This is a genomic window from Sphingomonas sp. NCPPB 2930 (genome assembly GCF_042867205.1).
Classification (GTDB): Bacteria; Pseudomonadota; Alphaproteobacteria; order Sphingomonadales; family Sphingomonadaceae; genus Sphingomonas.
This window is the reverse complement of record NZ_JBHZQU010000012.1, coordinates 1-11,417: the sequence shown is the minus strand read 5'-3', so window position 1 is coordinate 11,417 and position 11,417 is coordinate 1. Positions and strand designations below refer to the sequence as shown.

General features: G+C 67.4%; 13 protein-coding genes. 6 read left to right on the top strand and 7 right to left on the bottom strand.

All coding sequences use genetic code 11. From position 1 onward, the window contains the following. On the bottom strand, nucleotides 1-657 hold the full coding sequence (gene rpe / locus ACFX59_RS13585) for a ribulose-phosphate 3-epimerase (RefSeq protein ID WP_387432816.1): 657 nt from the start codon (nucleotides 655-657) through the stop codon (nucleotides 1-3). Nucleotides 658-690: 33 nt separating this feature from the next. Continuing rightward, entirely contained in the window at nucleotides 691-2,037 is a 1,347-nt protein-coding gene (locus tag ACFX59_RS13580; protein ID WP_387432815.1) for an RsmB/NOP family class I SAM-dependent RNA methyltransferase, read from the bottom strand. Nucleotides 2,038-2,106: 69 nt separating this feature from the next. Here ACFX59_RS13580 and ACFX59_RS13575 point away from each other — a divergent pair, with 69 nt between their 5' ends. Further along, nucleotides 2,107-2,268, top strand: a complete 162-nt coding sequence (locus ACFX59_RS13575; protein ID WP_307101913.1) for a DUF1674 domain-containing protein — start codon at nucleotides 2,107-2,109, stop codon at nucleotides 2,266-2,268. Nucleotides 2,269-2,541: 273 nt separating this feature from the next. On the opposite strand, the gene argB is transcribed toward ACFX59_RS13575, so the two are convergent. After that, nucleotides 2,542-3,441 (bottom strand): acetylglutamate kinase, encoded by a 900-nt coding sequence (argB, locus tag ACFX59_RS13570; protein WP_309691449.1) that lies wholly within the window; start codon nucleotides 3,439-3,441, stop codon nucleotides 2,542-2,544. A 49-nt stretch (nucleotides 3,442-3,490) separates the two neighbouring features. Next, nucleotides 3,491-4,144, bottom strand: a complete 654-nt coding sequence (locus ACFX59_RS13565; RefSeq protein ID WP_307101909.1) for a queuosine precursor transporter — start codon at nucleotides 4,142-4,144, stop codon at nucleotides 3,491-3,493. Nucleotides 4,145-4,384: 240 nt separating this feature from the next. Between ACFX59_RS13565 and ACFX59_RS13560 the strand changes: the two genes are divergently transcribed. Next, nucleotides 4,385-5,782 (top strand): M20/M25/M40 family metallo-hydrolase, encoded by a 1,398-nt coding sequence (locus tag ACFX59_RS13560; RefSeq protein WP_387432813.1) that lies wholly within the window; start codon nucleotides 4,385-4,387, stop codon nucleotides 5,780-5,782. An 83-nt stretch (nucleotides 5,783-5,865) separates the two neighbouring features. On the opposite strand, the gene ACFX59_RS13555 is transcribed toward ACFX59_RS13560, so the two are convergent. Next, nucleotides 5,866-6,894: a hypothetical protein gene (locus ACFX59_RS13555; protein WP_387432812.1), complete on the bottom strand. Its 1,029-nt coding sequence runs from the start codon at nucleotides 6,892-6,894 to the stop codon at nucleotides 5,866-5,868. 135 nt (nucleotides 6,895-7,029) lie between these two features. Here ACFX59_RS13555 and ACFX59_RS13550 point away from each other — a divergent pair, with 135 nt between their 5' ends. Then, nucleotides 7,030-7,500, top strand: a complete 471-nt coding sequence (locus ACFX59_RS13550; protein WP_387432810.1) for a GNAT family N-acetyltransferase — start codon at nucleotides 7,030-7,032, stop codon at nucleotides 7,498-7,500. Nucleotides 7,501-7,909: 409 nt separating this feature from the next. Continuing rightward, complete coding sequence (locus tag ACFX59_RS13545) at nucleotides 7,910-8,236, top strand: hypothetical protein (RefSeq protein WP_387432809.1); 327 nt, start codon at nucleotides 7,910-7,912, stop codon at nucleotides 8,234-8,236. Nucleotides 8,237-8,308: 72 nt separating this feature from the next. Here ACFX59_RS13545 and rpoZ read toward each other — a convergent pair whose 3' ends face one another. After that, entirely contained in the window at nucleotides 8,309-8,653 is a 345-nt protein-coding gene (rpoZ, locus tag ACFX59_RS13540) for a DNA-directed RNA polymerase subunit omega (protein ID WP_042486773.1), read from the bottom strand. A 92-nt stretch (nucleotides 8,654-8,745) separates the two neighbouring features. On the opposite strand from rpoZ, the gene ACFX59_RS13535 reads away from it, so the two are divergent. Further along, nucleotides 8,746-9,990 carry a phosphatidylserine/phosphatidylglycerophosphate/cardiolipin synthase family protein gene (locus tag ACFX59_RS13535; protein WP_387432808.1) on the top strand — a complete coding sequence of 415 codons (1,245 nt, stop codon included), beginning with the start codon at nucleotides 8,746-8,748 and terminating at the stop codon, nucleotides 9,988-9,990. 67 nt (nucleotides 9,991-10,057) lie between these two features. Here the strand turns inward: ACFX59_RS13535 and ACFX59_RS13530 are convergent, their stop codons facing one another. Beyond that, nucleotides 10,058-10,672, bottom strand: coding sequence for a class I SAM-dependent methyltransferase (locus ACFX59_RS13530; protein WP_387432807.1), 615 nt, complete (start codon nucleotides 10,670-10,672; stop codon nucleotides 10,058-10,060). Between the two features lie 147 nt (nucleotides 10,673-10,819). On the opposite strand from ACFX59_RS13530, the gene ACFX59_RS13525 reads away from it, so the two are divergent. After that, nucleotides 10,820-11,137 (top strand): antibiotic biosynthesis monooxygenase family protein, encoded by a 318-nt coding sequence (locus ACFX59_RS13525; RefSeq protein WP_387432805.1) that lies wholly within the window; start codon nucleotides 10,820-10,822, stop codon nucleotides 11,135-11,137. The last annotated feature ends 280 nt before the right edge of the window (nucleotides 11,138-11,417 follow it).

Sequence of the window (11,417 nt, the reverse complement as noted above, 5' to 3'; positions counted from 1 at the left end):
TCAACCGCGCAGGGCGGCGATATTGGCGGCGTAGTGGTCGGGACCGCCCCGGAAGGCCGCCGTTCCCGCGACCAGCGCGTCGGCCCCCGCCTCGATACAGCGCTTCGCCCAGGCCGGGTCGACGCCGCCATCCACCTCCAGATCGATGGCTCGGCCCGAATGCTCGATCATCTTGCGGATCGCCGCGATCTTCTTGAGCTGGCTCTCGATGAAGCTCTGCCCGCCGAAACCGGGGTTCACGCTCATGACGAGGACCAGGTCGACCATGTCGATCAGATAATCCAGCATCTTGGCGGGCGTGGCGGGGTTCAGCACGACCCCGGCGCGCTTGCCCAGCCCCTTGATATGCTGGATCGTGCGGTGGATGTGCGGCCCCGCCTCCGGGTGGACGGTGATGGTGTCCGCCCCCGCCTCGGCAAAGGCGTCCAGATAGGCGTCGATCGGCGAGATCATCAGATGCACGTCGAACGGCTTGTCCGTATGCGGGCGCAGCGCCTTCACCACCGCCGGACCGATGGTGATGTTGGGCACGAAATGCCCGTCCATCACATCGATATGGATCCAGTCGGCGCCCGCGGCGTCGATGGCCCGGACTTCTTCGCCCAATTTGGCGAAATCGGCGGACAGGATGGAGGGTGCGATACGGACGGGGAGCATGGCATTTGTCCTTAACGTCCTATCGCGCCCAAGTCAGCCTTTGCGTTGCAGCCGCGCGATGAAGAACCCGTCGAGCCGCCCTTCCCTTGCGAGCATCGTCGGCAGGGTGCGGATCGTGCCCTGGTCGGTGATCCCCGGCCATTCGCCCGCGATCGGCGACAGCGCGTAATCGGGCCGCTCGGCCAGGAACGCCGCGACCTGCCGCTCCCCCTCTTCGGGCTCCAGCGAGCAGGTGGCATAGACCAGCGTCCCGCCGGGCTTCAGCCAGTCGGCGGCGCGGGCCAGGATCACCCGCTGCAACTCCGCCATCTCGGCGATGATCGCGGGGCGGACGCGGTAGAGGACGTCGGGGTGACGGCGGAAGATGCCGCTGGCGCTGCACGGCGCATCGACCAGGATCGCATCGACCTGCCCCTTCGGGCTCCATTCGCGCAGGTCGGCGGTGACGACCTCGGCGGACTGGCCGGTGCGCTCGAGATTCTCGGCCAGGCGGGCGAGTCGCGATTCGGACTGGTCGATCGCGGTTACGGTCCAGCCCGCGCTCGCAAGCTGCAACGTCTTGCCCCCCGGCGCGGCGCACAGGTCGAGCACATGGCCCGGCCCCTGCCCCAGCAGACGGGCGGGAATCGAGGCGGCCAGGTCCTGCACCCACCAAGCGCCCTCGTCGAAGCCCTGCAACTCCATCACCGAATTGCCCGAGGGGAGCCGGACATGGCCGGGCAGCAGGCTGACCCCGCCCAGCTTTTCCGCCCATTCGTCGGTCGCGGACGGATCGGCCAGCGTCAGGTCGAGCGGCGGCGGCGCTGCGATGGCGTGGGCGGCGGCCTCCACCATCTCCTCCCCCCAATTCTCTTCCCAGCGCATCTCGGTCGCGGGCGGCAGCGCGGGGATTTCGGGGAGCAGCACGCCGCTCTTGGTGATGGTGCTGAAGACGCCGTGGACCAGCTTGCGCGGGCCGCCATCGACCAGCGGCAGCACGGTCGCGATCGCGGCGTGCGGCGGCGTGCCCAGCGCCAGCACCTGGACCAGCGCGATGCGCAGCGCGAAACGCGCCTTGGCATCGTCGGGCAGCCGCTGTTTCGTCGCCGAGTCGATCAACGCGTCGAGATCGGGCAGGCGGCGCAGCGTCTCCGCCGCGATGGCATGCGCCAGCCCCCGATCCGGTCCGCCTGCCAGCGCACGGGTGGCCGAGGCGAGCGCGGCCTCCAGCGGTTCGCCCCGGCGCAGCACCGCGTCGAGCAGGCGGATGGCGGCGCGGCGGGTGGCGGTGCCCAGCGGCTCGGAGGGGCGCTGCGGTCCCCCGCGCCGGTCGCCACCCTTGGGCGGCCCGCGACGATCGGGACGGCCGGGGCGCGAAGGCGATTGGGGGGGGCGTGTCACTTGGCAAAACTCCTGTCAGCCCCGACATGGGCTGCGATATCTCCGCCCCCTTAGTCGAAAGGACCGCCCATGGGCCAGCGCCCCGACCATGTGAAGCCGCCCGCCTATCTGTCGCAAAATACTCCGGTACCGCAGCCCGAGGCGAAGCCCGAGCCGCAGGACGACCCGTTGGGGAAGAATCCGGTGCGATACGGGGATTGGGAGTTGAAGGGCGTGGCGGTCGATTTTTGACCTGAAGCCCGTCATCTTCTTAGGCCCCTCCTCCCGGCAGGGGGGAGGGGTTTGGGGTGGGGGTTTGGCCACGGGCGACAGTCTCGGTGAGACACCTTGCCCTCTCCCATCCCAGTTTCAGGTAAACGATGCCCCGCATCGTTTAGGTCATGCCGGGGGCATGACCGACCTGAAACTCGCCTGCGGGAGGGGAGCGGCCAGAGGCTAGGTTAGACCGCTCAACCCCCGTTCAGCCTGAGCGCAGTCGAAGGCCACGCCCCGACCTCACCCCGATCACCGGCGCACTAACGTCCCCGCCCCCTGCTTAGTGAAGATCTCCAGCAGCATCCCATGCGGCACGCGCCCGTCCAGGATCACCGCCGCGTCCACCCCGGCCTCGACCGCCGAGACGCAGGTCTCCAGCTTGGGGATCATCCCCCCCGAGATCGTTCCGTCGGCGCGCAGCTCCGCGATCCGCGCGGGGTTCAGGTCGGTCATCAGCTCGCCCTGCTTGTCGAGCACACCCGCGACATCGGTCAGCAGGAAGAAGCGCGACGCGCCCAGCCGCGCGGCGATCGCGCCCGCCATGGTGTCGGCGTTGATGTTATAGGTATGGCCGTCCATCCCGATCGCGACCGGCGCGATGACGGGGATGATACCGTCGGCGCACAGGCTTTCAATCAGGCGCGGGTCGACCGCGACCGGCTCCCCGACAAAGCCCAGATCAACATGCCGCTCGATACCCTTCAGCGGATCGGCCTCGCGCCCCTGCACCTTCTCGGCGATGACGAGCCCGGCGTCCTTGCCCGAGATGCCGACCGCACGGCCCCCGGCGGCGGAGATCCAGCTGACGATTTCCTTGTTGATCGATCCCGCCAGCACCATTTCGGCGATCTGTGCGGTTTCCTTGTCGGTCACGCGCAGACCGTTGACGAACTGCGACTCGACGCCCAGCCGCTTGAGCATCGCGCCGATCTGCGGGCCGCCGCCATGGACGACCACCGGGTTGATCCCGACCGCCTTCAGCAGGACCATGTCCTCGGCGAAATCCCGCTGCCGCTCGGGGTCACCCATGGCGTGGCCGCCATATTTCACCACGAAGGTCTTGCCCGCATAACGCTGGAGATAGGGCAGCGCCTCGGTCAGCGTCTCGGCCTTGGCGAGCAGGGCGGCGTCGGGATCGTGGTTGGTCATGAGCGGCCCTTTATCGCGGGTCGGGAACGGGGAAAACCGGCAATATGGATCAGGCGCGATCGAGCCGCCGCCCCAGCCCCACGAACAGATAGATCAGCGGCGGCACCAGCACCGCCGACAGCGTGACCTTGGCGATCATCTGCCCCACGATCAGCTGGCCGATGGGGAAGGCGCCGTAAAAGGCGATGGTGACGAACAGCAAAGTGTCCACCACCTGGCTGAGCATGCTGGCCACCGCCGCGCGCAGCCAGAGCAGCTTGCTGCCCTCCTTGCCCTTCAGCGCGGCGAAGATGGTGACGTTCAGCGTCTGCGACACGCCATAGGCGACGATGCCGCCCAGCCAGATCCGCCAGGTCGATCCCAGCACCAGCTGGATCGCGTCGCGATTGGCCGGGATCATCTCCGGCGAGGGCGGCAGCATCCAGACGATCCACGACAAAGCGAGCGACACCAGCAGCGGCACGAAACCCACCCGCACCAGCCGCCCGGCGACCTGCGGCCCGTGCAGCTCGGCCACCGCGCTCGACGTCACGACCAGCAGCAGGAAGGCGAAGATCCCCGCCTCGACCGCCAGCGGCCCCAGCGCGACCTGCTTGTTGCCCAGCACGCCCGCGATACACACCATGCCGCCGTAGAAGATCGACAGCGCGAACAGCGAGGGAGAGATCAGGCGCGAGCGGGAAACGGCGTCGGGATGGTCCATCGGCGACTGCTAGCGCGAAATCGCGCCGGGGCAAAGGATTAGGCGAACCCCTTTCCCCCCGTGCAAGGGGAGGTGGCAGGCCGTTAGGCCTGACGGAGGGGTGTGGCCCTCTCGATAGCGGGACACCCCTCCGACGCGCTACGCGCGCCACCTCCCCTTGCAGGGGAGGAACATTCCGTCGCTTGCGCCGCCTTCCGCAACACGCTCTATTCCCCACCGACACAAAAACAGGGGGATCATATGCGGTTGGCGAAATGGCTTGGCGGGGTTGCCGCGACGCTGGCGATGATGCCCGGGCTCGCGGCGGCGCAGACCCGTCCCGACCAGAAGGCGTTCTTCGACCTGTACAAGCAGCTGGTCGAGACCAACACCAGCCTGTCGGTGGGCAGCTGTACCCAGGCCTCCGCCCAGATCGCCGACCGGCTGAAGGCCGCGGGCTACAAGGACGCCGACATCACCCTGTTCTCGGTCCCCGAGCATCCCAAGGACGGCGGCATCGTCGCGGTGCTGCCCGGCACCGACAAGCGGCTGAAGCCGATGCTGCTGCTCGGCCATCTCGACGTGGTCGAGGCCAAGCGCGAGGACTGGACCCGCGATCCGTTCAAGCTGATCGAAGAGGACGGCTTCCTCTATGGTCGCGGCACCGTCGACGACAAGGCGATGAGCGCGATCTGGGCCGATACGCTGATCCGCCTGAAGAAGACCCCGCCCAAGCGCACGATCAAGATGGCGCTGACCTGTGGCGAGGAAACGACCTTCGCGTTCAACGGCGCGGAGTGGCTGGCCAAGAACAAGCCCGATCTGATCGCGGCCGAGTTCGTGCTGAACGAGGGCGGCGGCGGGCGGCTCGATTCGGACGGCAAGCGCGAGTTGCTGGCGGTGCAGGTCGGCGAGAAGGCGGCGCAGAACTATACCTTCCTCGCCACCAATCCGGGCGGTCACAGCTCGCAGCCGACGCCCGAAAACGCGATCTACGAACTCGCCGACGCGGTGAAGACGGTGCAGGGTTACGAGTTTCCGATCCAGCTGACCGACACCACCCGCGCCTTCCTGACCGCGACCGCGCAGAAGGTCGGCGGGCCGCTCGGCGATGCGATCACCCGGCTGCTCGCCGATCCGAACGACAAGGCCGCCGACGCCGTCGTCAGCCAGGACAAGGCGCTGCATTCGACGCTGCGCACCACCTGCGTCGCGACGCTCCTTCAGGCGGGCCATGCCGAAAACGCGCTGCCCCAGCGGGCGACCGCCAATATCAACTGCCGCATCTTCCCCGGCGAGACGGTCGAGGGCACGCTGGCCAAGCTGAAGGAACTGGCCGGGCCGAAGATCACCGTCACCGCCAACCAGCCCGTCCGGCCGACCGCCATCCCGCCCAGGCTGGACCCGAAGATCATTGGCCCGATGAAGACGCTGGCCGCCAAGCACTTCCCCGGCGTGCCGCTGGTCCCGATGATGTCGACGGGGGCGACCGACGGCATCTTCTTCCAGACGATCGGCATCCCGGTCTACGGCGCGCCGGGCATCTTCATCGAGAAGGACATGTCGGGCATTCACGGCCTGAACGAGCGGATCCGGGTCACGTCGCTCTATGACGGCCGGGACTATCTCTACGATCTGGTCCGGGCCTATGCCTATTGAACGCGACATCGCCGCCCGTCTCCGGCGGGCGGCGAGGCCTCAGCGGCTATAGATACGTTTTAGCGGCACCGGCCCGCTCCCCATCAGGCGGGCTGGTGCACCGGCGGCAGGCGCAGGCGCATCGGCTGGGACAGCCAGCCGACGACCATCCGCCGCATCGGCTGCCAGAAGGCGGACAGGGTCAGCAGCGCCGAGCCGATGACGAAGGCGGTGAACGCCGCGCCCAGTTCGACCGCCCCGGCGCTGCGGAACAGCGAATAGAGCGCGTAGAGCACATAGACGAGGCTGGAGACGAGCAGCGCCCGTCGGTCGACCGCCAGCGCGATCCCGGCGAACAGCAGGTAGAGCGCCAGCACGATCACCGCGACGCCCGCGCCGATCTCTCCGTCGAACACGCCCAGCATCTGGAAGATCGGATGCGCGATCATCGGCGCGGCGGCCAGGTGCAACCAGAAGGCGACGTCCGCGCGGCGCGTCTCGCGCCTGGGGTCCGACATGTCCCAGCGCATCGCCAGCGCGAACACGCCGATCCCGCAGACCAGCAGGATCGGCCACATGCCCTGCTTGATGCCGGGAAACGCCGCCATCAACAGCCCGATCACGACCGCGACCAGCGCCGCCGCCCCCGCCGCCACGGTGATCGGCACCATGAACCGGCGCCAGTGCAGCCATGCCGCCCCGGCCGAGACCAGTCCGACCCCGGACATCGCCAACGCGCCAGCCGTGCCGTTGATGTTCGACCAGAGGGTCTCGATGAACCCGATCAGCCCCCCCGCCACACCGCCGACAAAGGCGAGCAGCAACAGGATGCTGGGCAGCGCCATCCGCCGCTTGCCCGTGAAATAGAAGGCCAGCATCCACGCCGCCGCCGCGACGAAGGCACCGCCCAGCCCATGGCTGAGGCTGAAACCGATCTGCCCCAGCGCGGCAAGCAGCAGCGCGATCGCGATCGACACGAAGATGTCGTTGAACCCGGTGAGCAGCCGGAAATGCTCCTCGTCGACGGCCGGTGCGGCATGGACCGTCGCGACGTGCCGCCGCAGCGCCGCCGCCGCATCGGACGAAATCGCCCCCGCCGCCACCGCACCGTCGATGTCGCTTTCGCTGTACATGGACCTTCTCCCCATTGAGAAGCGGAGAGGATCGCTCATGTGTATTATTGTGTCAATACACGCTCGACAATCCCGCAAGCGGGCACCAGACGGGTGGGCGTGATGATCCTTGCCCTTCAAGGAGCCGTTCCTCGAATGCGTATCGAACCCGCCGACCCCACCGATCCGGCGTCGTCCCGGCTGCTCGACCGGCTTTCCGATGCACTGGAGGCGATAACCGGGGACAGCGGCCGAGCATCCTTCGCCCCCCTGGACGTACAGGGTAACGGCGCGTCGTTCGTGCTGGCGTATGACGACGAGGGAAGGCCGCTCGGCTGTGGCGCGTATCGGCCGCTGGCGGAGGGCGTGGCGGAGCTCAAGCGGATGTTCGCCCTGCCCGGAACCAAGGGTGTCGGCGCGGCTATCCTCGCCTGTCTCGAAACCCGCGCGCGGGCGGACGGATATGGCCAGCTTTGGCTGGAGACGCGACGGGTCAATGAAAGGGCCGTGCGATTCTACGAAAAGAACGGCTATCGGCGCATCCCCAATTTCGGGAAATATGCCGGGCGGCCCGAGGCTGTGTGCTTTGCGAAGATCCTGCCGGAGCCGGTCTCGCCGGGCGGGTAATGGCCCGCCTTACCGGTTCGTCCGAACGGACCCGCCCCCCCAAGGGCAGATCGACATTCAGTATTGCGTCTTCTTCCCCTCTCCCCTGGACAGGGGAGAGGGTTAGCGAAGCTTGCCAGCCTGCTGGCTAGCGCAGCTTGGGTGAGGGGTTGAGCGAGCCTTCGGCTCGCGCGCTACGCGCATGCACCCCTCACCCAGCTCCGACTAGGCCTTCGCTTTCGCAAAGACCAAGTCTGCGCAACCCTCTCCCCTCTGCGAGGGGCGAGGCGAGGGACGGAAAGGCATCGGTGAATAGCGATCGGCCCTCGCTCTATCTGCCAACCCGCTGAACGCCGCTGCCACGCCCGGTTCAGGATGGGAAGGGCAACGTCCCGTCCATCCGGGAGCGAATGGATGTGAGGGTGTTGCGATGAAGATGCTCAGAACGGGATTGCTGTTCGCACTGGCCGGTGGGGCCATGCTGGCCGCCGGGGCCGCCAATGCGCAAGACTGGCGCTATGATGATTATATGGCGCATCGTGCGGGACGCGGGGCCGAGGTGCATGCGTATCAGGCCGGGCGGGACCAGCGGGCGGCCGATGAGGCGGCCTATTATGGCGATTATCGCGCGGCGGACGCCTATGCCCATGCCGCCGCCGTACGCCGGTCGGAGGCGTGGCGCGATGCACGCTTTGCCCGGCATGAGCGGCATGCCGCGCGTTGGGATTACTGGCATGGCGGCGGCTGGGGCTATTGATCCTGCCACGCAAACGAAAGGGGCCGGCGCGAAGCTTCGCACCGGCCCCTTTTCGCATGATCGCGGGCGCGATCAGCCGTCGTAATCGGCACCCAGATTCTGGTTGCGCGGCGGCGCGGCGGCGGTCAGGCGCAGCGCCTCGGCCGAAGCCTGCAGGCTGCCGACGTCATCCGCCTCGTCCTCGTCGTCGATCTGGACGCGCTGCAGGCTGTTGACCACGGCCTCTTCCAGATGGGTCGGGCGAACCGTTTCCTCGGCGATCTCGCGCAGCGCGACGACCGGGTTTTTGTCGCGATCGCGGTCGACGGTCAGATCCGCCCCACCCGAAATCTGACGGGCCCGCTGCGCCGCGAACAGCACCAGATCGAAACGGTTGGGAATCTTGTCGACGCAATCTTCGACGGTGACGCGCGCCATGCGTGTGTCCTTCGCAAATAATGCTGGGATGAAAGCGGGCCACCTAGCAGCAACGGGCGCACAAGTCAAAAGCCGCCGCGCGTGCAACGCATATGTCGCTTGGCTCGTTACGCTTTCGTCAGGATCACCGGGCCTTTCAGGAGTTCGCCATTTCGTCACCCGCCCCGCCCGAACAGCCCGTCTTTCCGGTCGATGGCCACCGGCTGACCCTGCTCGACACCGGCCCGCGACGGCTGGCGGCGTTGCTGGCGCTGATCGAGGGTGCACGGACCAGCCTGCGCATCCTCTATTATATCTATGCCGACGACGCGACCGGGCGCCGGGTGCGCGATGCGATGATCGCGGCGGCACAACGCGGGGTAGCGGTGTCGGTGGTGGTCGACGGATTCGGCGCGGGCGCGGACGAGGCGTTCTTTCGGCCGCTGGTCGCGACCGGCGCGCGGCTGTCCCGCTTCGAGCCGCGCTTCGGACGCCGCTACCTGCTGCGCAACCACCAGAAGCTGGCGCTGGCGGATGCCGAGGGCCCCTCGCCCTCCATCATCATCGGCGGCTTCAATATCGAGGACGATTATTTCGGCACCCCCGCCGAGCAGAGCTGGCGCGACCTGGGGCTGTTGGTCGAGGGACCGGCGGCGGCGCGGATGGCGGGCTATTTCGATGCGCTGTTCGCCTGGACGCAGGATGCCAAGGGGCGGCTGCGCGACCTGAACCGCGCGCTGGCCGATTGGAGCGAATCGACGGGGGCGCTGCGCTGGCTGATCGGCGGGCCGACGCGGCGGCTGTCGCCCTGGGCGCGGACGGTGCGCGACGATATGCGGCGGGGGCGGCGGATCGACGTGATCGCGGCCTATTTCACCCCCAGCCCGACCATATTGCGGCGGCTGGACCGGGCCGGGCGTCGCGATGCCGAGGTGCGGATCGTGACGGCGGGCCAGTCGGACAATGAGGCGACGATCGCGGCGGCGCGCTTCACCTATGCGGGGCTGCTGCGCAAGGGCGTGCGCATCTATGAATATCAACTCACCAAGCTGCACACCAAATTATATGCGATCGACGATGCGGTGCATATCGGCTCCGCCAATTTCGACATGCGCAGCCTGTTCGTGAATCTGGAGTTGATGCTCCGGATCGAGGACCGCGCCTTTGCCGACCATGTCCGCGCCTATGTCGATGCCGAAATCGCCCGGTCGGAGGCGATCACGCCCGAATGGTACAAGCGGAACACCGGCTGGTTCCAGCGGCTGCGCCAGTTCGCGGCCTATCTGCTGATCGCGGTGATCGATCCGTCGGTATCGCGCGGGCTGAACTTCGGGATCGAGTCGCCCGACGGGGATTAGGACGTCATCCCGACAAGGGCGGGAATATGGACGACCGTCGCCCCGTCTCATCAAAGGCCCCGGCCGATCAGTCCTTCCAGGCCCAGTAAAGCTGCGCCGGGGGCACGTTCCACCATTCCATGTCGTGGTCGATATTGTCCCAATGCGGGGTCAGGAAGTCCTTCACCTTGGGGCTGAACTGATAGACCAGGAAGGCGCCGCCGAGGCGCAGCACGTCGTGCGTGCCCTGGGCGATGGCGGGGCCGACGCCGGGTGGCAGGGTCGAGAAGGGCAGGCCCGACAGGACATAATCGGCATGGTCGAAGCCATGGTCACGCACGATCTTCTGCACGTCCGCCGCCGAGCCGTTCACCGCCGTGAAGCGCGGATCGATGATGGTGTGGCGCAGATAGTCGCAGAAATCGGCATTGGTATCGATCGCGATCAGCTTCGCATCGGGCGCCATCCGGTCCAGCACCGGGCGGCAGAAGGTGCCGACGCCGGGGCCATATTCGACAAACAGCTTGGTATTGGCCCAGTCGACGGGGGCCAGCATCTTGCGGATCAGCTTGCCCGACGAGGGGATGATCGAGCCCACCATCACCGGATGCTTCAGAAACTGCTGAAAAAACATCTGGCCGGGCGACGGATAACCCGTGGCTTCGGTGCGGGACTTGCGCGCGGCGGTGGTCGAGCTGGGCATCGAGTTCCTGTCGTTCGTGATCCCCGCGAGGAGGAGACGCGAGGGAAACCCCCTCGTCGCACAGGTGCCGAACGACTTTCAAGCTATTGGGTTGCGCCGGGGCGGTGCATTCCACCGCAAAGCGATGGGGCGAAAGGAGCAGCGGCGATGGATCGGACGGGGCAGATAGCGGTGATCTTCGTGTCGCAGCGGACCGAGACCGACGCGGCGGGCTATGCGGCCGCAGCGGAGGCGATGGATGCCCTCGCGGCGGAGCAGCCGGGTTATTGCGGCGTCGACAGCGTGCGCGGAGCGGACGGGCTGGGGATCACCATCAGCTGGTGGGCGGACGAAGCGAGCGCGCTGGCGTGGCGGGCGCATCCGGAACATGCGGCGATCCGGGAATATGGGCGGGCGGAGTGGTATTCGCGATACGAGGTCGCGGTGTCCGAGGTGGGGCGGAGCTATGGTTGGGAGCGAACATGAGAGTTTGCCCGCGCCCGGCCCCAAGCACGCCCCTCCCGCAAGCGGGTTTCAGGTCGGTCATGCCCCCGGCATGACCTAAACAATGCGGGGCATCGTTTCCCTGAAACTGGGATGGGGGAGGGCAAGGAGTCTCACCGAAACCATGGCCCGTGGCCTAGGGCCGATCGACATTCAGCGACACCTTTCCGTCCCTCGCCCCTCGTAGAGGGGAGAGGGTTGCGCAGACTTGGCCTTTGCGAGAGCAAAGGCTTAGTCGGAGCTGGGTGAGGGGTGGGCGCTC

Coding starts and splice junctions, on each gene's coding strand:
- ACFX59_RS13545 (WP_387432809.1), top strand. CDS start 7,910: ATGAAGATGCTCAGAACGGGATTGCTGTTCGCACTGGCCGGTGGGGCC.
- rpoZ (WP_042486773.1), bottom strand. CDS start 8,653: ATGGCGCGCGTCACCGTCGAAGATTGCGTCGACAAGATTCCCAACCGT.
- ACFX59_RS13560 (WP_387432813.1), top strand. CDS start 4,385: ATGCGGTTGGCGAAATGGCTTGGCGGGGTTGCCGCGACGCTGGCGATG.
- ACFX59_RS13535 (WP_387432808.1), top strand. CDS start 8,746: ATGTCGCTTGGCTCGTTACGCTTTCGTCAGGATCACCGGGCCTTTCAG.
- ACFX59_RS13525 (WP_387432805.1), top strand. CDS start 10,820: ATGGATCGGACGGGGCAGATAGCGGTGATCTTCGTGTCGCAGCGGACC.
- ACFX59_RS13575 (WP_307101913.1), top strand. CDS start 2,107: ATGGGCCAGCGCCCCGACCATGTGAAGCCGCCCGCCTATCTGTCGCAA.
- ACFX59_RS13530 (WP_387432807.1), bottom strand. CDS start 10,672: ATGCCCAGCTCGACCACCGCCGCGCGCAAGTCCCGCACCGAAGCCACG.
- ACFX59_RS13555 (WP_387432812.1), bottom strand. CDS start 6,894: ATGTACAGCGAAAGCGACATCGACGGTGCGGTGGCGGCGGGGGCGATT.
- ACFX59_RS13550 (WP_387432810.1), top strand. CDS start 7,030: ATGCGTATCGAACCCGCCGACCCCACCGATCCGGCGTCGTCCCGGCTG.
- argB (WP_309691449.1), bottom strand. CDS start 3,441: ATGACCAACCACGATCCCGACGCCGCCCTGCTCGCCAAGGCCGAGACG.
- ACFX59_RS13565 (WP_307101909.1), bottom strand. CDS start 4,144: ATGGACCATCCCGACGCCGTTTCCCGCTCGCGCCTGATCTCTCCCTCG.
- rpe (WP_387432816.1), bottom strand. CDS start 657: ATGCTCCCCGTCCGTATCGCACCCTCCATCCTGTCCGCCGATTTCGCC.